The organism is Streptomyces sp. RKAG293 (assembly GCF_023701745.1).
In the GTDB taxonomy this organism is placed as follows: domain Bacteria; phylum Actinomycetota; class Actinomycetes; order Streptomycetales; family Streptomycetaceae; genus Actinacidiphila.
The window spans coordinates 9,063,725-9,086,567 of sequence record NZ_JAJOZB010000001.1 but is presented as its reverse complement, the minus strand read 5'-3'; the positions used below and the strand labels follow the sequence as shown (position 1 = coordinate 9,086,567).

The following is a 22,843-nucleotide window of genomic DNA, read 5'->3' as shown; positions in this document are numbered from 1 at the left end:
AGTGCGCCGGCGCACAAGGATGATGTTCACGTGATTCGAGATCTGCCGCCGTTGCCGTCGCCCCGGTACGCCGTGGTCCATATCGGCTGCTCATCAGAAGTGCCCGCCGAGATCGCCGCCGATCTGCGGCAGATCGGCGTCCCGGCAGGGCTGATCGGTTACGAGTACCAGCCGCTGACCGAGACGGTGCTCCTGGGCGGGGATCGGTGAGAGCGGGTCGGTGGTCTTCGGGACCAGCGGCCTGTTCGGCCACATCGCCATCGATGTGGCTTCGCGTCGCGTAGTACAGATCCCCACGACCGAGTCGGCGACTGCCTGGCATGTGAACCGGGACCTCGCTTGAGCCGACGTTTCACGGCTCGGGTGATCTGAGCGAGGTCCGCGGCGGCCAGGTTGTCGATCTCGCGTTTGACCAGAGACCGGATGCCTTCCTGCGGTTGAGGTCGGGCGCGTAAGGGGGCAGGTGAAACTCCTTAAGCCACTCGGCGTTCGCCTCAATGAACTCTCGGACACCTGCAGTCAGGTGACGGCGAAGATTGTCCCTGACCAGCACGATCGGGCCGCAGAGCTGGATGCGGGCGCGGACGATCAGGTCGCGGAAGGCGCGCCGGCCGAAGCCCTTCGGCTTGTCCTTGCGGCCCCGGTACTCGCGGATCGGGTAGATCAGCCGGGACCGCTCACCGGACTTGCAGCAGGCCATGCCCGACATCGAGACCCGGCCGGAGCCGCGGCCGCGCACCCGGACGACTGGTGTCGTCGCGAACAGACCGGCGGACCGGCGCGTCAGACGCCGCCCTCACCGTACGCCGCCGCGATCTCTTGCGGTGTCGCCCAGCGGCTGTAGGTCGGTGACTGGGGCCAGCCTTCGGGGGAGTCCTGCCATTCCTCCTGGCGGCCGTAGGGCAGGAGGTCGACGAGGGCGAACAGGTAGCTCAGCTGCTCGGTGCCGCGGCCGTCGGTGTGCCAGGTGCGGTACACCGTGTCGCCGTCGCGCAGGAACACGTTGACCGCGAAGCCGCCGTTCGGCGGGGCGCCGATGTCGCTGCCGAACGTGCTGTTCGCCGTCGAGTACCACGTCATGGTGTTACCCACCTTGCGCCGGTAGGCGAGCGCTTCGTCGATCGGGCCTTGGGTGACGATCACGAACCGGGCGTCGAACTTCTCCAGGCCTGCGAGCCGGGTGAACTGGGAGGTGAAGCCGGTGCAGCCCCCGCACTGCCACTCGGCGCCCTCGTGCCACATGTGGCTGTAGACGATCAGCTGGGGGTGATCGCCGAAGATGTCGGCGAGCGGGGTGGGTCCCTCCTCGCCCTCCAGTACGTAGCTGGGCATCTCCACCATCGGCAGCCGGCGGCGTTGGGCCGCGACGGCGTCGAGCTCGCGGGTGGCGGCCTTCTCCCGCACGCGCAGAGCGGCCAGCTCCTTCTCCCAACTGGAGGAGTCGACGACGGGGGGCAAGGCGTTGTTGCTGGTGGACATGTTTCCTCCGAGTGGTCGGGTGCCCTTCTGGAGGTACCGACTCCCCGTCCGACCAAAACTCATCGGCGATTCGGAAAGAGCGGAGAGATGCGTTTTGGTACCCGTTGGTGAGATCAGGCATGGCGCGGCGGACTTTGTCCTGGATCTGTAACGGCGTCGAGCGAGTTGTGACGGGCAGGGTGGCCGGCTCATCTGGGTAGGCAGCGAGGCGCACCGGGCGCCTCGCAAAGGGTTGGGTCTCGCCGAACGGAGGAGATCCACGGGAGGGAAGTCCATGACCAGGACGGAGAAGACCGGGATGAAGAAGACCGGGATGAAGGCGCGGGGCGGCCGGGTGGCTGTGATCGGTGCGCTGGGTCTCGTTTCAGTGGCTCTGGCCGCAGCGCCGGCGTTCGCCAAGGGCTCGGTGGACATCACGGCGCCGTCCACGGCCCACGTGGGCAAGACCATCACGGTCACGGCGCAGGGCGGCGACGACAGCGCCGGCTACCTGCATCAACTGTGTGTGGAGGAGAACGGCTTCGGCGAGGGGTGGCACCAGGAAACCTGCAGCGCCGCGGTCAAGGGCGATGCGCGGGTCACCGCACGGGGCACGTCCGCGCGTCGCGGCGATCTGCGATTCCGCGCGGTACTGTACGGATTGACCAGCACGCACGACCGGAAGCCCGTGCGCCTGCACGCCTCCGACGTGGTGACGGTCCACGTCCGCTGAGCGGGCGGCACAGCCAGTCGATCGGTCGGTGGCAGCCCCGTGGGTCGAGCTGGGTCGGAAGGCCGCGACCCACGGCGCTGCCATTCCTAGTCACCGCCACCGGAGTTGCTGTTCAGGCTCCGGCGGCGGCGCCTCCTGGAGCGGCGCAGCAACCCGCCCGCGGTGAGCGTCATACTCGCCACGGCGCGTACCCACCGAGGCCCGCCGCGCTCGGCCCACACCACACAGACGCATCCCACGGCAGCCACAACCAAGAGACCGACCAGCACCACCGGAACCAGCACGTTCCCCACCTCTGCATCCACTCGAACGGTCACGATCGGGCGACACCCGGCGCAAGGCCTCGTCGACGACACCCCTTCACACCGCCCAGTCTTGCAGCTCACCGCCCCACGACCCTGATCGGCCTTGCCGCGACCGGCGGCGCCGCCTCATCCGCAGCGTGGTTGACATAGAGAGCACTTCAACACCGAGACTCCTGCTCACTGCCTCGGCCCGACAGGCCGAGCGGAGAGGGGACAGCCATGAAGTACCGCGTCATCGGACAGAACCCGGACACCCGCCGTAAGGTGAGCGTGCTGAGCCTGGGGGCGATGCTGTTCGGCACGGCCACCGACGAGGCGACGTCGTTCGCGATCCTCGACCGGTACGTCGAAGCCGGCGGCACGTTCATCGACACGTCGAACAACTACGCGTTCTGGGTCAACGGCAGTCAGGGCGGAGAGAGCGAGCAACTGCTCGGACGCTGGCGGCGCAGCCGCGGCATAGGGGACGAGATCACTCTCGCCACGAAGCTCGGCGCCCGGCCACTCGCGGCCGGCACCAGCTACGTCGACAACCCGGAAGGGCTGTCGATCAAGGCGATCCGGGAGGCGGCGGAACGCAGCAGGGAACAGCTCGGGATGGACACGCTGCATCTGCTGTACGCACACATCGAGGACTCGACGGTGCCACTGCAGGAGACCGTCGAGGGCTTCGCCGAACTCGTCGCCGAAGGCACTGTGGGCCTGCTGGGCGTGAGCAATCACTGGATGTGGAAGGTCGAACGCGCCCGGAACATCGCCCGGGCGGCCGATCTGCCGGGGTACGAGGTCCTGCAGTACCAGCACAGCTACCTGCGCAAGCGCGCCGACCTCCCGGGCCAGCTCTCCCAGGACGGCGATCAGGGCGTCGTCGCCGGTGACATGCTCAGCGCTCTGCGGGAGGATCCCGAACTCACGTTGGTCGCCTACTCCCCGCTGCTGGGCGGTGCCTATGTCCGTGCGGACAAGCCGCTGGGCCCGGTGTTCGAGCACGCGGGCACTCCGGTGCAGCAGGCGGTACTGCGGGAAGTGGCCGAGGAGGCCGGGGCGACCGTCAACCAGGTGGTGCTGGCCTGGCTGATCGGCGCCGAGATTCCAGCGATCCCCCTGGTCGGCGCCTCATCGGTTGCGCAGCTGAACGACAGTCTGGCCGCGGTGGACCTCGAGCTCACGGTGGAACAGCGAGCGAGGCTGGACGCGGCGCGCTGAACCGCCCCCGAGCGGTATCCGCTCGCACGGGCCGGCGCGGGTGGGAAGTGCGCCACCGCCGCTCCTCGGATACAACGGTGCGGTCCCCGGGAGGCGTCCGGGGGCCGCAGGGCTCCTGCCTCCTTGTGAATGGCGTAAGGAGTCGCTGCCACGGTTACCCCATAGGGCCATCACGACCACCATGTGTAACCGCGAAGGATCGAGATGGGCGCATCTGACGATGGGCAGGGACCGCGCCGGCCGCCTCCCCAACCGCACGATGCCCGGGTGTTCGCAGGATCTGCAGCCATGACCGTCAAGCGGAACGCCACCTCGCTGGAGACCGTCGGCATCGCACTCGGCTGCAGTACCGCCGAAGCCGGAACCCGGCTGCGGGCGGACTACCGTGACTACTGACCGTGTCGCCCCGGAGGTCCCCCGGCCCGATTCCTACCAGGGGCCTCCACACGCCAAGGCCGGGAACGCCGAGTCCGCTGAAACGTGGGCGGTTGTCGGGTGGGAGGCTGCGAGCGGTTCAGCTTCCGGTCAGGCAGAAGGGATGCCCGGCCGGGTCGGTGAAGATCCGCCACCTGTCGCCGCCCGGTTGGTACTCCGGCTTGGACGCGCCCAGCTCCAGCAACAGGGCCTCGGCCTCGTTGAGATCATCGACTGCGAAGTCGAGGTGGGACTGTTGCGGCACGTCCTGGTCCGGCCAGCTCGGGGCCCGGTAGTTGTCGACCCGTTGGAAGCCGATGAACAGCCCGTCCTCACGGACGAGGCCCGCGAAGTCATCGTCGGACTTGGGGTGAAGTTCGAGCCCGGTGGCCTGCCGGTAGAACGCGGCCAACGCCTGCGGATCAGGGCAGTCGAGTGTTATCGCCGTCAGTTTCATCTGCGGGGGCATGGCTACTCCGTCACGGCCATCACGCTTTCGAGTACAGGTCGCGTCACACCATACTGATCAGCTTCACCCCTCGTGACCTGGCTCTGACGTCATCGACGGTTCCCACGCCCACGCAAGATCACGAAGCCGCACTGGAGTGCTCACGCCCGTCGTTCTCGGCATCGATTTCGGCGACCGCATCCCTGTCCAGAAGGTCGACGTCTGCGCCCATGCCATCCTCGCGCGACCCGCGCTTCTCGCCCAGGAGGGTACCTGTCAGACCTTCGACGAGGTTCACCACCAGCCCGTCACGGCCTTTGGCGTGGCCCGTCGGAGTGCCGTCTCAGCCGGGGTCACGAGGAACGGATCCTCGTCAACGGCCAGGAACACATCATCAAGCTCGGCGTTTGGATCACCGACACCAAGAGCCGCCGGAACAAGCTGAACCGTGGAGCAGCGCGCCACCCTGGTGGAGTCGGGGATGCAATGGGCGTGACATCAGCCGTAGTTGCCGGTCGCACAGGAGAGTTCTTGCCTGCCGAGCAGCAGCGGCCTGGCAGGGAAGAGACCCCATGCTTCAGAAGGCCGTCAGAGTGGTAGACGGTGGTCGGGTCATCCGGGTTCACATAGAGGTCGCCGTGTTCGTGGCCATCACAGCCGTCAGCACGCTCAGCGGTGGTGGGGGCCTCGGTAGTACTGCAAGTGCGGTCAGGTTCGTGCTCTCGCGGTACTCGAGCAAGGGGGGCGACGCGCCGAAATGGTTTGTCGCGAGGTCGGACGTCGACGACGATCACCGCATGACGACCGGAAAGGGCCATGCCCTCTAGGCGCCCCGCTCCCCTTTCCAGCGCTCGCGCGCCGCCGACCGCGGCTCACCGCAGCGCCCGATGGCCGTGACCGCTCACCCAGGAGAGCCCGCCCGTGCAGAAGACCGCCCTCACTCCCTACGCCCGCCTCCCCCGCCGCGGCTCGCGCCCGCCGGTACGGGGAGCACGTCCTTCCCTTTCCAGCTGATCTCCGCGTCCGGGCGCGGCCTGCGCGAGGTCCTCGGCCCGATGGGCGTCACCGCACAGCAGGTACGCCGTCCGGTACAGAGCCCGCCCTCGCTGCTCCGCAGCCTCCTCGAAGGTCAACTGAGTCATGTCTGCGCTTTCACCTCGGACTGGGTCGGCCCTTCTCCTATCCAAATCTGCGAGCCCGGGGAAAGGTTGAGCTGATTCGCCAGTTGATCGGCGATGCGCCGGCGTAGTCGCGCCAGGCCCTGCACCGGGTGAACGGCGGGTGGAGCCGGTCTCAGGCCGGTGCTGGGGCTGCGCGTCCGGGACACCGGACCGATCCGGCCGCGCTGCCGGCGTTGATCAGCGGGAGGTGTCCGTCGGCCTACTACTGGCGGTGCTCGTGACCGCGGCCAGCGGCCAGCGGCCAGGACTCGATCGCCGCCCAGGCCCTCATCGAGCACGTGGCAGCAGAGCATCCGACCGTCCGCAAACCCTGGGTTGACGGCGGATACCGCCAGCAACTCATCGAACACGCCGCCGCCCTCGGCATCGACATGCACATCGTCCGCCGCGACCCCAACACCAGAGGACTCACCGTGCTGCCGCGCCGGTGGACGGTCGAGAGAACCCTGGGCTGGCTCATGCAACACCGCCGACCGACCCGCGACTACGAAGCTCGCCCACACCGCTCCGAAGCCATGATCCACCTCGCGATGATCAACCTCATGACCCGCAGACTCACCGGCGAATCCACCCCAACATGGCGCGGCGCATGAACCAGACCCAACCCGGCAATCCAGGACGAAAGTGCGGGACGAGACACCCTCTCACCTCTGATGGGGTGCGGCGAGTTGCACGCCGTACGCCGTGGGGAATCACACCCGGGTCCATCCGGCCCGCGGCAGGGTGATGCGGTCGACCGGCCCCTCAACTCGCAACCGGGGCAGCCGCCGCCAGGTCTGCCCGATACGCACACAGGGAGCGGTCACCCGGTGCATCTGCTCGGTGGTGGCCATCCGGTACTGCGTCACTGCGCCAGCACCCCCAGCAGGGCTTTTCAGCCATTCCCCTATAACGTCGCGGCTCGGAAAGGTACTTCCGTACAGGAGGACCCGTCTGACATCTTGCATTCACCACTCGTTTCGTACGGCCCGGCCGGTGCTCTCAGCACGACCGGGCCGTCTCCGGAGGACGCATTGATACCCCACATATCCAGCCGCCCCAGACGCACGCTGGTGCTGGCGGCCACGCTCGGCGCCGCCCTCGCGTTCGGCGCCACGGGCGCCCTCGCGGGCACCCTCCCCGTCGCCCCCTCCACCGCGCCGGCCGCCAAGGCCCACGTTCCGGGCGCCGTGCCGGCTTCCCAGAGTGCGACCTGGGTGGCCGGCACGCGTGCCTACCTCGTGATCACCGCCCCCGGTGACAGTTCGGCGGTCCGCTCCGCGATCGCGGCCAACGGTGGCACCGTCTTCTCGAACTTCGACGCCATCGGCGTGATCGTCGCCCACTCGGCGTCCAGCGGATTCGCCGCCACCATGCGCGGCGTCGCCGGCGTGCAGCAGGTCGGCGCCACGCGCACCTCGGACGTCCCGGCCGACGCCTACAACCCGGCGCTCCCGGCCAATCCGGCTCAGGCCTCGACCCCGGCCGGAGAACCGGTCCGGGCCGACATGAGCCAGATCAAGGCCGACCAGGCCTGGGCCGTGAACCCGGGCTCCGCCTCAGTCAAGGTCGGCATCCTGGACACCGGTGTGGACGACCAGCACCAGGACCTGGCGCCCAACTTCGACGCGGCCGACTCGGTCTCCTGCGCCTACGGCAAGCCCGACACCCGTGTCGGCGCCTGGCGGGACGTCGACACACACGGCACCCACGTAGCGGGCACCATCGCCGCGGCCAAGAACGGCAAGGGCGTCGTCGGCGTGGCCCCCGGGGTGAGGATCTCCGCGGTCCGGGTCGCCGAGCCGGGCAACTCTTTCTTCTTCGCCGAGAACACCATCTGCGGCTTCGTCTGGGCCGGTGACCACGGCTTCAAGGTCACCAATAACAGCTATTACACGGACCCGTGGCAGTTCAACTGCCCGGACAACATCGACCAGGCCGCCATCATCGAGGGCGTCAAGCGCGCCCAGGAGTACGCCGAGGGCAAGGGCTCCCTCCAGATCGCCGCCGCGGGCAACGAGAACTACGATCTCGCCCACAAGACGACCGACTCCGCGAGCCCGAACGACTCGACGCCGGTCACCCGCACCATCACCAACGCCTGCCTCGACATCCCGACCGAGCTGCCGGGCGTGGTCACGGTCGCGGCCAACGGCACGGGCGTCACCAAGGCCTCGTTCTCCAACTACGGGCAGGGCGTCATCGACGTCGCGGCGCCGGGCAGCAACGTGTACTCCACCGTCCCCGGCGGCGGCTACGGCAGCAAGAGCGGCACCTCGATGGCCACCCCGCACGTGGTCGGCGTGGCGGCACTCATCGCCAGCGCCAACCCGGGCATCACCCCGGCGCAGATCCGCGCCAAGCTGGCCGCCCTGGCCAACGACATCGCCTGTCCCTCGGACAGCCGCTGCACGGGCACGACGGCAAACAACTCGTTCTTCGGCGAGGGACAGGTCGACGCCCTCAAGGCCGTCGGGACCACCCCGCCGCCCGGCAAGTACTTCGAGAACCTCGCGGACTTCGCCATCAACGACAACGCGACCGTGGAGAGCCCGATCGCCGTCACCGGCGTGACCGGCAACGCCCCGGCCACCCTCAAGGTGGGTGTGGACATCAAGCACACCTACATCGGTGACCTGAAGGTCGACCTGGTGGCGCCGGACGGCACCGTCTACACGCTGCACAACCACGCCGGCGGCAGCGCCGACAACATCGCCCAGACCTACACCGTGAACGCCTCCTCGGAGGTCGCGAACGGCACCTGGAAGCTGCGCGTCAACGACAACGCCGCCTCCGACACAGGCAAGATCGACGCCTGGAACCTGACCTTCTAGCGCAGGGCCCGGCAACGCCCGCGTACAGCACGCACTGCGCCGGCGACAGCTCCGCGGCCGCGGACAAGGCGGGCTGCGGTCTGTACAGCCATGGCTGCGAACTGCTGGGCGGCAGAGGGCACATGGGCCCCGACCGCGGCGTACTCCGCGGTCGGGGCGACCCTGCCGGAGGCATCCAGGAAGGCCGCGGACGGCCTGGGGCCGGTGTCCAACTCACCGTGCGCCTCCCTGAGGAGTTGCAGGGCCGTGTCCGCGCTGCCCGTACGGTCAGCGCGGACACGGCTGCGCGCGCCGCGGCCCCGAGGAGTGGCGGCCGGCTCGACCGCGCGGACCATCTCGGCGCGGATGCGGGCGCGCGTCCGCGTCACCGATGCTGTGATCGCACACCCCGTCCACGGATCCGTTGGCTGGCTCGCGGTGGTGAATCCGGGCCGGCGGACCGATGCGGCAGTCCGCGAGCTGCTCCGCCAAGCCCACTACCTCGCACGTTCGCGCTATGAGCGTCGAACGGACTCGACGACGAGCGGATAGGAAACATCGCCGTCTGAGGCAGGGCCCCAGTCCTGCTTCGTCCGCAAACGCTCTGCTTCTTGAGTGTGGGCCGTCCGTCGCGCCGTCAGTCCGCCTCGGCCGGCTGCGGTGGTGATGGGGCGGGCTGGGCCGCCAGGGGCTGCTTCCGGAGGTCGGGGATGTGGCGCAGGCTGCCGCCGAGCGTGCTGTAGAGCGCGAGCGCGGCCAGCAGTGCGGCGTTGGCGAGGAGTGCGGTGGCGGGGGGGAAGGTATTGAGGAGCACACTCGCCGTCAGTGGCCCGAAGGGCATGATCAGCGCCGGGATGATGCCGCACGCGGTCTGCACCCGGCCCTGGAGGTGGTCGGGGATGCTGTGCAGCATCGCGGCGGAGATCACCGTGTTGGCCGCCGGAGTCGCCAGACTGCACAGGGTGATGATGAGGACCGTGGCCGGCAGCCCGGCGTCGAGGGCCAGCAGTGGGGTCAGTGCGGCGGTACTCCAGCAGACGGCGAGTACCAGAGTGCGCGGCGAGAGCGTTCTGCCGGCGCGGGGGCTGGCGAGCGAGCCCAGCAGGTTGCCGGCCCCCGACATGGCGATGATGAGGCCGTTGTGGAAGCCTGCTCCGCTGCTCGTCGAGCCCTGGGCGATCAGCACCAGGACGATGCCGCTGAAGGCGAAGTTCACAATGGCGGCGTTGACCAGGGTGTATCGCAGGAACGGGCTGCGGCGTACCTCGGCAAGACCGGTCGTCAGGTCGCGCAGGAACGCGGGCCGGGCCGTCGGGCCGTCACCGGGGGCCTCGCGTGGCAGCCGGACCCCCAGGAGGCAGGCGGCGGACGCAATGTACGACGCCGCGTCGACGATGAACGGCAGCGCAGGCGCGATGGTGTAGAGCAGGGCCCCCAGCATCGGGCCGGCCAGCGTGACGGCCGCGGCACGTGCCTGGCTCAGCGAGACGGCCGTCATGAGTTGCCCGGGGGGTACGACGTGCCGCAGCGCGGCGGAGGCGGCGGGGCCGAACGGAGCGCTGAGCACGCTGTTGACCACCGCGAGCAGCACGGCCGGAAGCAGCGACACCTGGTGCAGCACCACAGCGAAGGTGAAGGCGGTGAACGCGAGCGCCCGCGTCACGTCGCAGGCGAGCAGCACCGCCTTGCGCGGCAGCCGGTCGACGAGGACGCCCGCAGGCAGGCCGGCGAGCAGGGACGCGGCGGTCTCGGCGAAGGTGACGAGGCCGAAGTCGGTGACGGAGTGCGTGGATGCGAGCAGTACCAGGGGCAGTGCGATGTACGAAGCCTGCGAGCCGAATGCGGAGAGGGCGTGCGCTGTCCACAGGCGCTGGTAGTCACGGTTGCGGTGAAGCGGGGTTGACGCGGCGTCTTCCACGACGGCCTCTCCTCGGACGGTGCACGGCACGGGCCACGACCGGGCGGCCGGTATCCGGGGATACCGGCCGCCCGGCAGGCGGTTCGGGGTGGATCAGAGGACAGCGAGGGTCGGCTTGGTGTCGTTGCAGTGGTTGCTGATGGTGCTCCAGCCGGCCAGCTCGCTGCCTTCCGGCTCGTTCACGGACAGGTTCTGGAGCTCGAGGATCTCGGACATGACGGTGACTCCTTGGGTGATGGAAATGTGCTCTCTCCGACGGTCGTCGGGGAGTTCTGAGGACCCCTGAGGGTCAGTGCACCGGGCTCGGTGCGGGGAGCGGCCCGCCTGCGGAGGCGTGCGGGCCGGGCGGACGGGCCACGCCGGCGGCGGCACCCCGGCCCAGTGGGCCGCTCGGGGCCGGCGGCCCGCTCCGTCCGGTGCGGGTCAGGTGGGGCAGGCCGGGCAGCCTCAGCGGAGCGCCGCTCGCGGCGTGCAGGGCCAGCAGCACCCCGGCGGTTCCGGTGGCGAGGTCGGTGGACAGCCGGTAGAGCTGGTCCCCGGGGAAGGCCGGGCCGTCGGGGCCGGGAACAGCGTGCCAGGCGAGCAGCCGCTGGTGGCGCGCCGGCGCGGGGTCCGACTGCGGGCTGTGCGCGGCCAGTACGGCCAGCAGTCCGGCCCGGCCGTTGAACAGCCCGCCGCACAGCACGAATTGGGCGCGAGCCGCCAGCAGGATGCCGCGCAGCGCGGTCGCGAACTTCTCATCGTGCCGGTGACGCAGGTAGTGCCCCAGCACCAGGCCGATGCCACTGCCGCCCGCGGCGAGATAGGGCAGCATTCGCGCGCCGTCCCGCAGGTTGACGGCGCCGTCCTCGCTGGTGTGGCAGTGGGCGAGGTCGGCCCGCAGGGCGGTCGCGGCGAGGTCGAGGTGGGCGGGGTCGCGGCCGGACTCGTACAGCTGGAGGAGGAAGGCCGCCGTACCGGTGCTCCCGTGCATCAGCCCGGCCCGGCCGCCCGGAGTACCGGCCGCGGCAGGTCCGGCGTCCGTGGCGTGGCGGGTCGTCGCATCGGCCTGGAGACGGTTCGTGAGCAGCTCCGTGACGCAGTGCAGCTCGTCGCGCAGCCCTCCGTCTCCGGTCAGTTCCGCGAGCTGGAGCAGGGCCGAACCGACACCGGCCAAGCCGTCGTGCAGTGCCGGCGGCAGGTCGGCGCCGGTGGCGTCGACCGCCCTGGCCAGGGTGTCGAAGGCCTCGGAACGCCGGCCGAGCACGTGCAGCGCCAGCGCCGCGCCGTGCAGCCCGTCGTACAGGCCGGGGCGCGCGATGTCCGTGCGGCGTACGGTGTTGCAGAGCCATTGCGTGTGCTCCTCGTCCACCGGCTGCCCGGTGACGGCCAGCGCGTACAGGACACCGGCCGCGCCGTGGGCCAGGGTGTAGCCGCCGTCGTGCAGGGCGCTGGGATCGCCCGGGAAGAGCCGGTCGGCGCGTGCCGGGGTGGCGCAGGCGCTGATGGAGCGGCCGAGTGCGGTGCGCAGGGCGGCGGTTGACTCACCGGTGAACAGTTCTGCCACGGAAGGACGTTGGGGTCCTGGACGGCGCAGGCCCCGTCGGACCTGCGCGGTGTAGCCGCGCGGCACCGGGAACAGGCCGGCCATCGCGTCGCTGAACTCGTCCACCTTGCCGGGGTCCAGGTCCAACAGCACCGTGAGCGGCAGGAACAGCGCGAGACGCATGCTGTCCAGGGCGTACTGGTCGCGGTCGGTGCCCGTGACGGCGTGCGGGGCTATGAAGCCCGGGCAGCCCATGGCGGGCGGCGGGTCGATACCGGGGCGGTGGGCGACCTCGAAGTCGATCAGGCAGACCCGCCCGTCCGGGCGGAGCAGCACGTTGGCCAGATGCAGATCGCCGAAGACGTATCCGCGCTGGTGGATGGCGTCGAGGGCGCGCTGGAGCTGGTCGGTGATGTCGACAACGCGGGCGGTGTAGCGGGCGACGCGCTCCGGCGACGGATCCGGCCGGGTCATGGGGTTTTCGTGCGCCAGGAACTGCCGCAGGTCGATGCCCTCGATGTACTCCTCCGCCAGGTAGTGGTGCTCCCAGACGGTGAACCGGTCGAGCAGCCGCGGCACGAAGTCGAGCCCGTCCAGGGCTTTGAGGGCCGCGGCCTCTTGGCGCAGCCGGCTGACCGCGTCCACTCCCGCGCCGTCCAGCCCGGCCAGCGGGCGCGCTTCGCGCAGCACCACGTTGCGGCCGGTCTTCTCGTCGCGCGCCAGATAGACGCCACCGCCGTTGGAGAAGTGCAGAGCACGCTCGATGCGGTACGGCAGGTGCACTCCCTCGCTGGCGGCTTCGTCGGCGCGCAGTTGGGCTGCGACACAGTCCGGCGGCGTCAGCCAGTCCGGCAGCCGGAAGAACGGGTCGCGGCGGTCCGGGACCAGGGTGCCGTCCGGCCGGGCGATGGCCAACACACGATCGCCGTCCTCGTTGGTGCACCAGCGCTCGGCGAAGCCGCCGTAGCGCAGGTAGAGCGGTCCGTCGTGCCAGCGCAGGTCACCCAGGATGTACGGGCCTCGGCGGCCGGCCAGCAGCGGACCAAGCGTGTCCAGGATCCGCCGCAGGTGCCCGCTGCCGGTGGGGTAGAGCGCGAGCAGCTTGCCGCTGCTGCCTCGGCGGGCGTACTTGCTGTTGTTGAGCAGGTGGATCCGCGGTCCGGCGAGGAACTTGTGGGCCACCGCGTGCTTCACGCAGTACGCGCTGACCAGGTCGATGACCTCGGCCGCGTCCTCGGTCGTCGCGGAGACGTGGATCTTCCAGCCCTGGTCGGGCAGTCGAGCCCCGGTGGGCGTCAGATGAATCCAGGTCTCCTGCTCCACGCGGCGCCAACCGGACGGCACCGGCCGGTCGGCGGCGGCGAAACGCCCCTGTGCGGCGCGGTCGGGCCGGTCATAGAAGTGCGGATCGGCCCCGGCGTAGATGTGGTGATCGCGGATCACTGGTGACACCCCCGGTTCGACGGCGCCCCCACCGCGTTGGCCGGTGGCGGGCTGCCGACCAGAAGCATGGGACGGCGTACGGGCGGCTGTCGCGCACCGGTCCGCTCAGCGGACCGGACGACCTCGGCCTTGCGGGTGCCTGATGATGTCGGGCGGTGTGAACGGAATGCCGGAGCGAGGCTCCCCGGACGGCTCTGTGGTGGAGCTTGGCCTCTGAGCTGTTGGAGCGTTCGTCCCTGCTCACCGACCTGGACCGCGGGCTCGCGGAGACCGGTTCGGGTGGCCGGATCGCCCTGGTGTCGGGTGAAGCCGGAATCGGGAAGTCAGCGCTGGTAAGGCGCTTCATCCAGCGGGGAAGGTCGCTGTGGCGTCGGTCGGGGTGTCGATCCGGCCCCGTGAGGTGGTTGCGGCGGCCCCGAGGTTCTCCGCTGCGTTCGTAGCGGTCAGTACGCCACTGCCCCGCCTGCGCCCAGCCCCTGCCCGACTCCACGGGCCGGCCCCGCGAGTTCTGCAACCCGGGGGTGCCGAGGCCGGGAACAGACCCTGAGCCACAAGGGCCCGCTCCCCGGCGGGCCCCGCTCCAGTGCTGCCCCGCCCGTCCAGGGAGCACCTGGAGCCCGCCCAAGGCGGCCGGTTGGGGGCATCACACCCCGTCTCGGCAGATAGATGCGAGCAGCAAGTGTCCTATTCATGCCATTACCTGACAATTAATCATTATGGGGCAATTTCCCGTGAGACCTCTATATGTCCCGGACATGATGCGCTGTCATATTCTTGCCAGTTCGCCCCGTTCATCTCGTTGCACCCATCAAGGGAAGGCAGGAAAATGGGCAGGTTCAGGTACGGAACCACGGCGTCGGCCATCGCGCTGTGCGCGTTGGGATCGCTCGCGACCGCGGGAGGCACGGCTCACGCGGAAGCGGGCCAGGACACCATCAGCATGCTGAAACAGGAGAAGACCCAGTGGTGCTGGGTCGCCTCTGGACTGACCATCGCCAAGTTCCAGGGCTTCGACTCCACACAGACGGACTTCTGCAACCGGGCCCAGCCCTACTACGGCTGCAACAACCAGCCCGCCACGCTCGACGACATGGCCAAGGGCTGGAGCAGCCTCGGCATGGCCCACACCGGCTCGGGCCTGAGCAGCGCGGCCACCTTCAACCAGGTGTACACCGACGTCAAGGCGGCCCGGCCGATCGGCGCCCGCATCGGGTGGACGGCCGGCGGCGGCCACATGAACGTGGTCTACGGCTTCGACACGTCGAACAGCACCATCGCCGTGGCCGACCCGTGGCCGGACACCACCACCTACACGTGGTGGAACTACAACGACTACGTGAGCAACAGCTCCTCCAAGTGGACTCACTCCCGCATCGGTATCTCCCGCTAAGGCAGGCGACATGCGCGACACCAACGGCACCAACATGTCCAGCAAGCGGACGGCCTCCCGCTTCCCCCGCCTGTCCATCGTCATCGCAGTGAGTGCATCCGCGCTGCTGTCCGTCGTCGGCCCGACGCACGCGGCCCCGGCCAAGGACCCTCTGCCGGCCGACATCCCCGACTACCAGGCCGCCCTCGACGCGGTGAAGTCCACCGATGTCCGCAACACCGTCTGCCGCTTCCTGCGCACTCCGGTGCCCAACGATGGCGCCGGCGAGCCGGTGCAGACGATCCCCGAAACGTCCGAGCCCTGCCAGGGCCTGCCGGTCTTCACGATCAAGGACCCGGTGGCACGGAACGAGATCACCCCCGGGTTCGTCGCGGGCACCGCTCAGCCACTGCCCACCGAGGCCATCAGGCTCACACAGCTGGTCTCCTCCCTGAGCGTCACGGTCAACGGCCGCAACGCCACCGTCATGCTCGCCCCCACCCAGGGCGGCGGCTGGCACCTGGCGGCCGTGCGCGACGGCGACAGCGACGCCACGTACGCCAGCAAGGCGACCGCGGGCACGATGGTCTTCACGGAGCCGCAGATCCGCGGCTGGTACCAGCTCAGACTCCTCACCGTCGAGCCGCTCAACGAGCAGGCCCGCCAAGGACTGGGCGGCCAGGCGTCGGTGTCGCTCAGCGACTACCAGAAACTGCTCAAGGCCCGCTACGCCGACAAGCTCCCCGGCTCGGAGTACGCCACCAAGGGCTACTCCAGCGGCTACAGCTCCCAACGCGGGGTGCACGAGGCCTCGTCCTCCACCCCGTTGCTTGCCGGCGGAACCGGCACAGCCATCGCCCTCGTGGGCGGAGTCGCCGTGCTCCGCCGGCGCCGGCTCGCCAGCACCGGCTGAGCCGGACCCGTACGCCCCTTCGCTCCGCCCCGGCAGCCGGCCGGGACGGAGCGAATCCCGTCCGGCCGGACCGGCACTGCGGTCCGGCCACCCAGAGGAGCTACGGGTTGTGCATGTCCCAGCGCGCCCTGATCGCCGTCTCCATCCGCACGGGCGGCCTCGCCGGCTTCGAGATCGGCATCGGAGCAGGCTCGAGTGTCGTGGATCCGGCCCTGCGTGGTGTCGTGTCCGTGGTCCGCTCCCGGTCGTCGCGCCAGGTGCATCGCCGCCTGCCCCGGCCCTGTTTCGCGGGCCGTTCGGGCGCAGGGGGCATCGTCCGGCGCGTCGCCCGCGGGAGCACTTGCAGCCTCCCCGCAGCGGGAGGTACGCGCCGGGCGCGGCACGCAGCGGACGGGACCGGCGGGCAACGCACTGCGGCCCCCGGCAAACCGGGGGCCGCAGCGGAGTGACTGCGCTCAGTACTGGCCGGGGGCCGGGGTGAACGGGGGGCCGTCCGTGTAGCCGGGACCGGCCTTCGGGTTCGGGCCGTACTGGTTGTCACCCGGCGTGCCTTCGGTGGCCGCGAACACGATGAGGATGATGCCGCCGACGCACGGGATCGCCCCGAGGAGGACGAACCATCCCGACCGGTCCGTGTCATGCAGGCGGCGCACGGTCACGCCCAGGGTCGGCAGCAAGGTGGCGAGGACGTAAAGACCGTAGAGCAGCGGGAAGCTGCCGATGATCAGGTCCAGCGTATACAGCACGACGATGATGATGGTGTGGATCAGGGCGTACATCCAGTATTCCTGGCGCCGCGCCCGTCCGCTGAAGTTCACGTACTGCTTGAGCACGTCGAGGTAATAGTTCATTGTCCCCCAAGGACCACGATGGGGTCTGTCCCAGCAGATCAGACCGAGAGAGGGGAACGTATGTGCTGGCGGGGCGGGGGTCAAACCGTTACCTCGCCGGTCCGTTGTCCGGTACCTCCTTCCCAAGGCGCCGTGCGCGCAGCAGAGATACCGTCACCCCCTGCCACCGCCTGAGGGCACAGCACTTCTGAACGGGGCGAACTCATCCCCGCCGCACGCCCGCAAGGCCGGGAGACAACCATCCGATCGCGGAAACGCACGTGCGGGACGAGGGCGACAGACAGGCCGGAGCGTGCCGGAGAACGCCCCTCGCGAACGGACCGCATTCGCTGCGGTGATGTTTGCGGGCATCACGGCACTGCGGCGGCTTGGGAGTTCGGTGGATCCTCCACAGCACAACAGGGTGCGGCGCGATGCACGCTCAAGGGACAACAAAACGCCCTAGCGAGGTCACCGACGACATGCGGGCCGCCAGATAACGAAAGCCGACCGGTAGGCCAGGTTCGTGTGAGCTCGGGTCAGGCCATACGGCCGCCGGCCGGCCACCCTCCCTCGATGGCCGGGCCACTGCCCGCAGGGACATTCGCGGCCACCAGTGCCGCGGCCTCGCGAGCGCTGAGGCGGCTACCGAGCACCCGTTCCGGTGTCTGCGGTGACCACGGCGTGACCACGTTCCACAGCCCATCCCCAGCCGGATTCACGCGCGGTACCTCCTCGTGGAACGGGTCCGCGGTACTGCTGAGCAGGCTGAAATGGCCGTGCGACGGCCAGGGGAAGAACCTGCGCAGGGCCGGCTGCGCATACAGGGCCTCGGCCAGTTCGGCGTTACCCAGTCTGATCACCGGCGAGCGTTCCAGAGTCAGCCGCCAAGCGGTCGACACCACCCTTCCCGGTGGTGCCGCGTCCAGCGGGGTCGCCGCGAGCAACGTCCACTCGCGTCGCAATTGAGCGATGGACGCGCCATCACGCCAGGCATGCAGAATCGCGGCAACCACCGCGAGGTCCTCGGTGCTGCCGAAAGCACCCCACAGCCAGCCGGAGGGCCCGGAGATCTCGATGCGGAACTCGCGTTCGTCGATGTTGGTCGCATAGACAGCGAACCGTGCCTGCCCACGCGCGCAGCAAGCCGCGACCGCGGCATCGAACCCCTCAACACGATCCAGCGGCTCGCCACCACACCCGCGGCGAGCCGCCTCGCGACCCAACGCCTCTCTCAAACCGCCTGGGACAGCCAACTCCGGATAGAGCTCGCTCGACACCTCACCGGAACGTTCGTTCATGCACACACCGTCGGCCGTGGAAGTTCAGGAGCCGTGATGGTACGGCCCTCAGCCCAGGACCCGCCATGCCTCCCGGCCGTCCTTACCGGGACCAGATCGTGCCACCGCCGCACGATCGAACTGCTCGTACGCCTCCTGCAGGTATTCGGCCGACAGGTGGGATCCACCTGCCAGAGACTCGAAGCTCTGACCGTGGGCGAGCGCCTTCTCCACTGCTTCGTGCAGGCTGAGCTGCGTACGCCGGTTGGCCTCGACCAGGTCCGCGACCAGGTCCACCCAACGGCCATCGCGCAGGCTGGTGGCCGCCTTGCCGGCGATCAAGTCAGCAGCCAGGGCCAAGTCGGCATCCAGTACCTTCAGATCCTCGGAAAGGGGCTTCTTCTTGCCGGAAGTCTTCATGACGGCACAGTAGGCGCCGCAACCCTCCGCCCGCAGGGGGTCCGCCCCTAGAACACCTCTCCGAGGCCCGCCGCCGCGGTTTCACCGTGCCGATGGCCGAGATGCACCCGGTGGTGCCCCTCGCCAGGCTGAAAAGTCCGGCCTCGACTCCATCGCGAAGTTCGCCGCGCTGGTGTTGGCCAGACCTGCTCACCACGGTTCGCCTTGACGCCGGCGGCAGCTTGCCCGCCCTGCGGCCAGCCGCTGAGAGCCGGCTTGGTTGGATGACCGCATGACGGATTGGTCGCAGTTGAAGCACGCGTATGGCACCGCCGATGACATCCCCGGGCTGTTCGAACGGCTTGGCACCGAGCCCAACGACGAGGGCTGGAGCGACCTGTGGTCACGGTTGTGCCATCAGGGCAGTGTCTACTCGGCGAGCTTCGCTGCCCTCCCTCTACTTGCCGATCTGGGAAGCGAGGCGGGCAAGGACGGCGACAACGCGCTGCTCCTGGCCGGAGCGATCGCCGCTGCTGCCGATGACGAGACCCGAAACCAGCACGACGCCCTGATCGAGCGACTGCGGGCCCTGGCCCACGCTCGGATCCGCCGCCCGGCTGAACCCGCCTTCTACGTCTATCTGCTGCAGAGCGTCATGGCGTTTGACGGCGTCCCCGTCTGGTCCTCGGCTCTGGAGGGCTTGGCCGACGGGACCATCGAGGTGTTCTGCCCTGAATGCGAGATGGGGGTGTTCGTCTCCATCGGTGAGGCCGGCCACTTCTCCGCCGTCGGCGACTGGGAGCCCGGCGATCCGGAGGGCTCGCCGCTTCGCGCCGCCGAGTCGGACGACTTGTCGGGGCCCGCGCGCGTGCTCTACGACGCGGCCAGCGAGGCCGGGGTCGACACCGTCGCGCTCGCCCTGACCTACCTGTTCGGCGAGGGAACGTCCGGCGAGTGCGGCGCCGAGTTCTCGATCGCCGAGCAAGCGGCCGAGCAGTACTGAGACTCCCTGCGAGCAGGTCGGCCAGCGCTCGGCCGTCTGCCCGGTGTCCCCCGCTGCGGAGAGTTCCGTGACCTGACCCGCCGTCAATCCTCGGACCCCGCCGACCGAGGTCGGCGGGGTCCGACGCTCTCTCCCCACTCCACGCCCTCCCCAGGCCGTTGAACGGCTCAACCAAATTGGGACACCGAGAGCGGACCTGGTCGTTTTCGCGGATCCCCATCACGAGCCAGGTGGGGCCGCAGCGCAGGTCGCTCATCCGTTTCCGGCACCAGGGTGGGTTCGTTGGCCAACGAGGACGGCGCTGATCGGGCCGCTGAGGAGAGCGGGGTCGTGGTGGATGTGGGGGGGTGTTCCGGGCCGTCCCGGTGCGGTGGTCGGGGAGACGACGTGGTCGTTCGTCGGGCGGGATCGCCGCCGCCTACGAGATCGCACCCTTGGACCTTCTGCCGGGATGGAGGATCTCCGGGTCCATGGTGTGGAAGACCGATCCGGTGTGGCGGACGGATGTCGAGGTGGCCTTCAACCGCTTTAGGCAGGACACGCCGGCGCGGTTGTGCGGGGCCGGACCACAGAGCCTTACGCGGCTGGGCCCGGCCATCAGACCCGGGCCGGTGCACTTCCGCTGGATGGGTCAGCGACAGGGGTGGCCCGGGCCCGCCGGGGCACTCCCCTCAGCCCCACCAGTGCGGCGGCGGTTCGTCACGGGCGCAGCGATCCGCTCCGCCTGACGGTGCGGGCAGGACCCACAGGTCCGGATTCCTGTGCCGGTGGAGCGGCGGACCGATAGCTCGGACGACAAGACCCGCGCGAATTTCGACGCCGAGCACAGTGACCGAGTCAGGACGAAGCGGACGGCACGCACCGCATCGGCGAAGGCACCCGCATTGCGCCGGGCCATTCGGCCCACACCACAAAGCCGGAAGCGTGTTCCGGTTCGTGGACGACGCGAAGTGAGCCACCGCTCCCTGTAGAACCCCTGGCTCAGACGACACCCACAGTCGGGCCCGAAGGCGTCAGACTCACCCGCATCGCACCCACCCACGCAGGCCGGCCGGCCCAGGGACTGCTGCCAGCCCAGCTCGCTCAGTCCAGGCATCGCCCGCCCCCACGCCCTGGTCCCGGCCTCGGCGGGGCAGGCACAGGCCTTACAGGCCGTCCTGAGGACGCGCAGAACCATGCGGGCGGCGCGGCGGGTGTCCGCGCGGCGCGATGACCGGCCGGGCCCTATCGTGGAGATCACCAGGGATGGGACAGGCGCTGAGGCAGGCTGGGCATGACGGATCCTGAGATCGACTATGCGGCAGTGTTCCAGGCACTGCCCGGCATGGTGGCGCTGCTGACCCCCGAGCTGGTGTACGCGGACGCGAACGAAAAGTACCTGCACGCCGCCGGGCGCACCCGCGCACAGGTGATCGGCCGCTATCTGTTCGATGTGTTCCCCGACAACCCGAACGATCCCGGCGCCAGCGGCACACGCAACGTGCATGCCTCGCTCCAGCGGGTCCTCGCCACCGGTGAGCGCGACACCATGGCCCTGCAGCGCTACGACGTCCAATCCACGCAGCGGCCCGGCGAGTGGGAGGAACGGTACTGGAGCCCGGTCAACGCCCCCGTCCTCGACCAGGACGGCAAGGTCGTCCTGATCGTGCACCGGGTGGAAGAGGTCACCGAACTCATCGCGGCCCGCAGCTCCCCCGACGGCAGCCGAACCAGGGTCCTGGAAGCCGAGCTCTACACCCGCGCGAGGGAACTGCAAGAAGTCAACGACCGACTACGCCAGGCTCACACCCGCGAACGCAAGATCGCCCTCGCCCTGCAAGAAGCCATGCTGCCCGCCCCCGGCAACATCGGCCACCACCGCGCCGCCGTCCGCTACCGGCCCGCCGTCGGCTCCCTCAACATCTGCGGCGACTGGTACGACCTCGTCGCCCTGCCCGGTGACCGCATCGCGGTCGCCGTCGGCGACGTCGTGGGCCACGGCCTGCACGCCGCCGGCATCATGGGCCTGCTGCGCAGCGCCCTCAGCGCCGCCTGCCTCGTCGCCGACGGCCCGGCCCAGGCCCTGGAAGTCCTGGGACTGTACGCCCGCTCCGTCACCGGCGCCGAGAACACCACCGCCGTCGAGACGTACATCGACTGGGAAACCCACACCCTCACCTACAGCAGTGCTGGCCACCTTCCACCGGCCCTGCTCCACACACACGGCGGCGTCGAGTACCTCGACCAGGCCACCGATCCCCCGCTCGGCGCCCGCCCGGAACACGTCCCGCGCCCCCAGGCCGTCACCGGCTTCAGCGAAGGCGACACCCTCGTTCTCTACACCGACGGACTCGTCGAACGCCGCCGCGAAGACATCGACACCGGCCTCGCCCGCCTCACCCGCTCCCTCACCCGCCACCAAGGCGCCGACCCCGAAACACTCGCGGACGCCGTCCTCCTCGACCTCCTCCCACCCGGCGGGGCCACCGACGACACCGCCCTCCTCATCATCCGACTCTGAACACCACACAACTGACCAGGACCACGGTGACCGCGGTCGAGCCCATCGAACCGGCCGAACCGGCCGAACCGGCGCCGAACCACAGCGGCCACGAGAAAGTGCGGCGCCAGGCCGAGGGCCGTCACCTCACCCGGAAGCGACCACGAGCTCCTGCCGGAAGTATGATCGAGAGGGGTTTCGGCAGAATGGAGACCTTGTGGACGGGCCCGGTTCCGATGCGGTGTTCGCAGGCTCGATTCCCGAGTTCTACGACGACTACCTCGTGCCGCTGATCTTTGAGCCTTACGCCGAGGATCTCGCCCGCCGCGTGGCGGAACTTGTTCCGGCCCGGGTCCTGGAGGTCGCTGCCGGCACGGGCGTCGTCACGCGCGCGGCGGCACGAGCGCTGCCCGGGTCGGTGGAATTGGTGGCGACCGATCTGAACCAGGCGATGCTCGATCATGCCGAGGCCGTCGGCGCCACGCGACCGGTGCGGTGGCAGCAGGCCGACGCCATGCGGTTGCCCTTCGCGGCCTCGAGCTTCGATGTGGTCTTCTGCCAGTTCGGCGTGATGTTCTTCCCGGACAAGAGTCGCGCATTCGCCGAGGCGCGACGCGTGTTGCGTCCCGGCGGGACCCTGCTGTTCAACGTGTGGGATCGCATCGAGGAGAACGAGTTCGCGGACATCGTCACCAACACGCTGGCCGGCGTGTATCCGGACCGCCCTCCGCGCTTCCTGGCACGCACACCACACGGACACTCCGATCTGACCGCCATCGCCGGCGACCTGGCGCGTGCCGGATTCACCGCCGCACCGCGCCACGAGACGGTCACCGCGCGCAGCCGTGCGGCGTCGGCGCAGGTGCCGGCAACCGCGTACTGCCAGGGGACGCCGTTGCGTAGCGAGATCGAGGAGCGCACCGGCGCAGATCTTGCCGAGGCAACTGCCGCGTGCAGCGCGGCGATCGAGAGACGATGCGGCCCAGGTCCGGTCAACGGCAAGATCCAGGCGCACATCGTCACCATCGTGAACGTGTGACGGTCCGATCTCCAGGCGAAACTCATCATCCTCGAAAGCACGGTCACCGAGGATGCGATTTTCAGTGATCTTCTGGACGGTGGGAGACAGAGTAGGAGAGGCTGCAGC

22 protein-coding genes and 1 pseudogene are annotated in these 22,843 nt (G+C 69.5%); 12 read left to right on the top strand and 11 right to left on the bottom strand.

Annotation, left to right across the window (positions count from 1 at the left end; all coding sequences use genetic code 11):
• Nucleotides 1-30 precede the first annotated feature (30 nt).
• Nucleotides 31-210, top strand: a complete 180-nt coding sequence (locus LNW72_RS40040) for a sporulation initiation factor Spo0A C-terminal domain-containing protein (protein WP_250979940.1) — start codon at nucleotides 31-33, stop codon at nucleotides 208-210.
• A gap of 142 nt (nucleotides 211-352) precedes the next feature.
• Here LNW72_RS40040 and LNW72_RS40035 read toward each other — a convergent pair whose 3' ends face one another.
• Both LNW72_RS40035 and LNW72_RS40030 read right to left on the bottom strand, forming a co-directional pair.
• Nucleotides 353-700 carry a transposase gene (locus LNW72_RS40035; RefSeq protein ID WP_250979939.1) on the bottom strand — a complete coding sequence of 116 codons (348 nt, stop codon included), beginning with the start codon at nucleotides 698-700 and terminating at the stop codon, nucleotides 353-355.
• A gap of 83 nt (nucleotides 701-783) precedes the next feature.
• Nucleotides 784-1,479 (bottom strand): DUF899 family protein, encoded by a 696-nt coding sequence (locus LNW72_RS40030; protein WP_250979938.1) that lies wholly within the window; start codon nucleotides 1,477-1,479, stop codon nucleotides 784-786.
• Between the two features lie 298 nt (nucleotides 1,480-1,777).
• Here LNW72_RS40030 and LNW72_RS40025 point away from each other — a divergent pair, with 298 nt between their 5' ends.
• Nucleotides 1,778-2,191: a hypothetical protein gene (locus LNW72_RS40025; protein ID WP_250979937.1), complete on the top strand. Its 414-nt coding sequence runs from the start codon at nucleotides 1,778-1,780 to the stop codon at nucleotides 2,189-2,191.
• A gap of 524 nt (nucleotides 2,192-2,715) precedes the next feature.
• Nucleotides 2,716-3,702, top strand: a complete 987-nt coding sequence (locus LNW72_RS40015; RefSeq protein WP_250979936.1) for an aldo/keto reductase — start codon at nucleotides 2,716-2,718, stop codon at nucleotides 3,700-3,702.
• Nucleotides 3,703-4,216: 514 nt separating this feature from the next.
• Here LNW72_RS40015 and LNW72_RS40010 read toward each other — a convergent pair.
• Nucleotides 4,217-4,585 carry a VOC family protein gene (locus LNW72_RS40010; RefSeq protein ID WP_250979935.1) on the bottom strand — a complete coding sequence of 123 codons (369 nt, stop codon included), beginning with the start codon at nucleotides 4,583-4,585 and terminating at the stop codon, nucleotides 4,217-4,219.
• A gap of 118 nt (nucleotides 4,586-4,703) precedes the next feature.
• Nucleotides 4,704-4,862 carry a hypothetical protein gene (locus LNW72_RS40005; protein ID WP_250979934.1) on the bottom strand — a complete coding sequence of 53 codons (159 nt, stop codon included), beginning with the start codon at nucleotides 4,860-4,862 and terminating at the stop codon, nucleotides 4,704-4,706.
• A gap of 274 nt (nucleotides 4,863-5,136) precedes the next feature.
• Here LNW72_RS40005 and LNW72_RS40000 point away from each other — a divergent pair, with 274 nt between their 5' ends.
• Nucleotides 5,137-5,391: a hypothetical protein gene (locus LNW72_RS40000; RefSeq protein ID WP_250979933.1), complete on the top strand. Its 255-nt coding sequence runs from the start codon at nucleotides 5,137-5,139 to the stop codon at nucleotides 5,389-5,391.
• A gap of 544 nt (nucleotides 5,392-5,935) precedes the next feature.
• Nucleotides 5,936-6,338 (top strand): annotated as a pseudogene (locus LNW72_RS39995) (transposase); the annotation flags it as partial.
• Nucleotides 6,339-6,437: 99 nt separating this feature from the next.
• Here LNW72_RS39995 and LNW72_RS39990 read toward each other — a convergent pair.
• Nucleotides 6,438-6,593: a hypothetical protein gene (locus tag LNW72_RS39990; protein WP_250979932.1), complete on the bottom strand. Its 156-nt coding sequence runs from the start codon at nucleotides 6,591-6,593 to the stop codon at nucleotides 6,438-6,440.
• A 204-nt stretch (nucleotides 6,594-6,797) separates the two neighbouring features.
• Here LNW72_RS39990 and LNW72_RS39985 point away from each other — a divergent pair, with 204 nt between their 5' ends.
• Both LNW72_RS39985 and LNW72_RS41475 read left to right on the top strand, forming a co-directional pair.
• Nucleotides 6,798-8,558 carry a S8 family serine peptidase gene (locus LNW72_RS39985; protein ID WP_250980483.1) on the top strand — a complete coding sequence of 587 codons (1,761 nt, stop codon included), beginning with the start codon at nucleotides 6,798-6,800 and terminating at the stop codon, nucleotides 8,556-8,558.
• A gap of 90 nt (nucleotides 8,559-8,648) precedes the next feature.
• On the top strand, nucleotides 8,649-9,089 hold the full coding sequence (locus LNW72_RS41475; RefSeq protein WP_285369910.1) for a DUF6194 family protein: 441 nt from the start codon (nucleotides 8,649-8,651) through the stop codon (nucleotides 9,087-9,089).
• A gap of 85 nt (nucleotides 9,090-9,174) precedes the next feature.
• On the opposite strand, the gene LNW72_RS39975 is transcribed toward LNW72_RS41475, so the two are convergent.
• The 3 genes from LNW72_RS39975 to lanKC form a co-directional block, all read right to left on the bottom strand.
• Complete coding sequence (locus tag LNW72_RS39975; protein WP_250979931.1) at nucleotides 9,175-10,455, bottom strand: MFS transporter; 1,281 nt, start codon at nucleotides 10,453-10,455, stop codon at nucleotides 9,175-9,177.
• Nucleotides 10,456-10,548: 93 nt separating this feature from the next.
• A complete protein-coding gene (locus LNW72_RS39970) occupies nucleotides 10,549-10,671 on the bottom strand; it encodes a class III lanthipeptide (RefSeq protein WP_250979930.1) in 123 nt (40 codons plus the stop codon).
• 73 nt (nucleotides 10,672-10,744) lie between these two features.
• Nucleotides 10,745-13,423: a class III lanthionine synthetase LanKC gene (gene lanKC / locus LNW72_RS39965; protein ID WP_250979929.1), complete on the bottom strand. Its 2,679-nt coding sequence runs from the start codon at nucleotides 13,421-13,423 to the stop codon at nucleotides 10,745-10,747.
• An 826-nt stretch (nucleotides 13,424-14,249) separates the two neighbouring features.
• Here lanKC and LNW72_RS39960 point away from each other — a divergent pair.
• Together LNW72_RS39960 and LNW72_RS39955 are read left to right on the top strand one after the other, a co-directional pair.
• The gene (locus tag LNW72_RS39960) at nucleotides 14,250-14,813 is read left to right on the top strand and encodes a papain-like cysteine protease family protein (protein WP_250979928.1); all 564 of its coding nucleotides are present in this window, start codon (nucleotides 14,250-14,252) and stop codon (nucleotides 14,811-14,813) included.
• A gap of 10 nt (nucleotides 14,814-14,823) precedes the next feature.
• Nucleotides 14,824-15,705, top strand: coding sequence for a hypothetical protein (locus LNW72_RS39955; RefSeq protein ID WP_250979927.1), 882 nt, complete (start codon nucleotides 14,824-14,826; stop codon nucleotides 15,703-15,705).
• A 455-nt stretch (nucleotides 15,706-16,160) separates the two neighbouring features.
• Here LNW72_RS39955 and LNW72_RS39950 read toward each other — a convergent pair whose 3' ends face one another.
• The 3 genes from LNW72_RS39950 to LNW72_RS39940 all read right to left on the bottom strand — a co-directional run bounded on the left by LNW72_RS39950 (nucleotide 16,161) and on the right by LNW72_RS39940 (nucleotide 18,235).
• Nucleotides 16,161-16,556 (bottom strand): DUF805 domain-containing protein, encoded by a 396-nt coding sequence (locus LNW72_RS39950; RefSeq protein WP_250979926.1) that lies wholly within the window; start codon nucleotides 16,554-16,556, stop codon nucleotides 16,161-16,163.
• 518 nt (nucleotides 16,557-17,074) lie between these two features.
• Nucleotides 17,075-17,836, bottom strand: a complete 762-nt coding sequence (locus tag LNW72_RS39945) for a DUF6193 family natural product biosynthesis protein (RefSeq protein WP_250979925.1) — start codon at nucleotides 17,834-17,836, stop codon at nucleotides 17,075-17,077.
• A gap of 48 nt (nucleotides 17,837-17,884) precedes the next feature.
• Nucleotides 17,885-18,235 (bottom strand): hypothetical protein, encoded by a 351-nt coding sequence (locus LNW72_RS39940; RefSeq protein WP_250979924.1) that lies wholly within the window; start codon nucleotides 18,233-18,235, stop codon nucleotides 17,885-17,887.
• Nucleotides 18,236-18,506: 271 nt separating this feature from the next.
• Here LNW72_RS39940 and LNW72_RS39935 point away from each other — a divergent pair, with 271 nt between their 5' ends.
• From LNW72_RS39935 to LNW72_RS39925, 3 genes are all read left to right on the top strand, one after another.
• Nucleotides 18,507-19,217 carry a hypothetical protein gene (locus tag LNW72_RS39935; protein WP_250979923.1) on the top strand — a complete coding sequence of 237 codons (711 nt, stop codon included), beginning with the start codon at nucleotides 18,507-18,509 and terminating at the stop codon, nucleotides 19,215-19,217.
• Between the two features lie 1,273 nt (nucleotides 19,218-20,490).
• Nucleotides 20,491-21,717: a SpoIIE family protein phosphatase gene (locus LNW72_RS39930; protein WP_250979922.1), complete on the top strand. Its 1,227-nt coding sequence runs from the start codon at nucleotides 20,491-20,493 to the stop codon at nucleotides 21,715-21,717.
• Between the two features lie 196 nt (nucleotides 21,718-21,913).
• The gene (locus tag LNW72_RS39925; protein ID WP_250979921.1) at nucleotides 21,914-22,735 is read left to right on the top strand and encodes a class I SAM-dependent methyltransferase; all 822 of its coding nucleotides are present in this window, start codon (nucleotides 21,914-21,916) and stop codon (nucleotides 22,733-22,735) included.
• Nucleotides 22,736-22,843 lie beyond the last annotated feature (108 nt).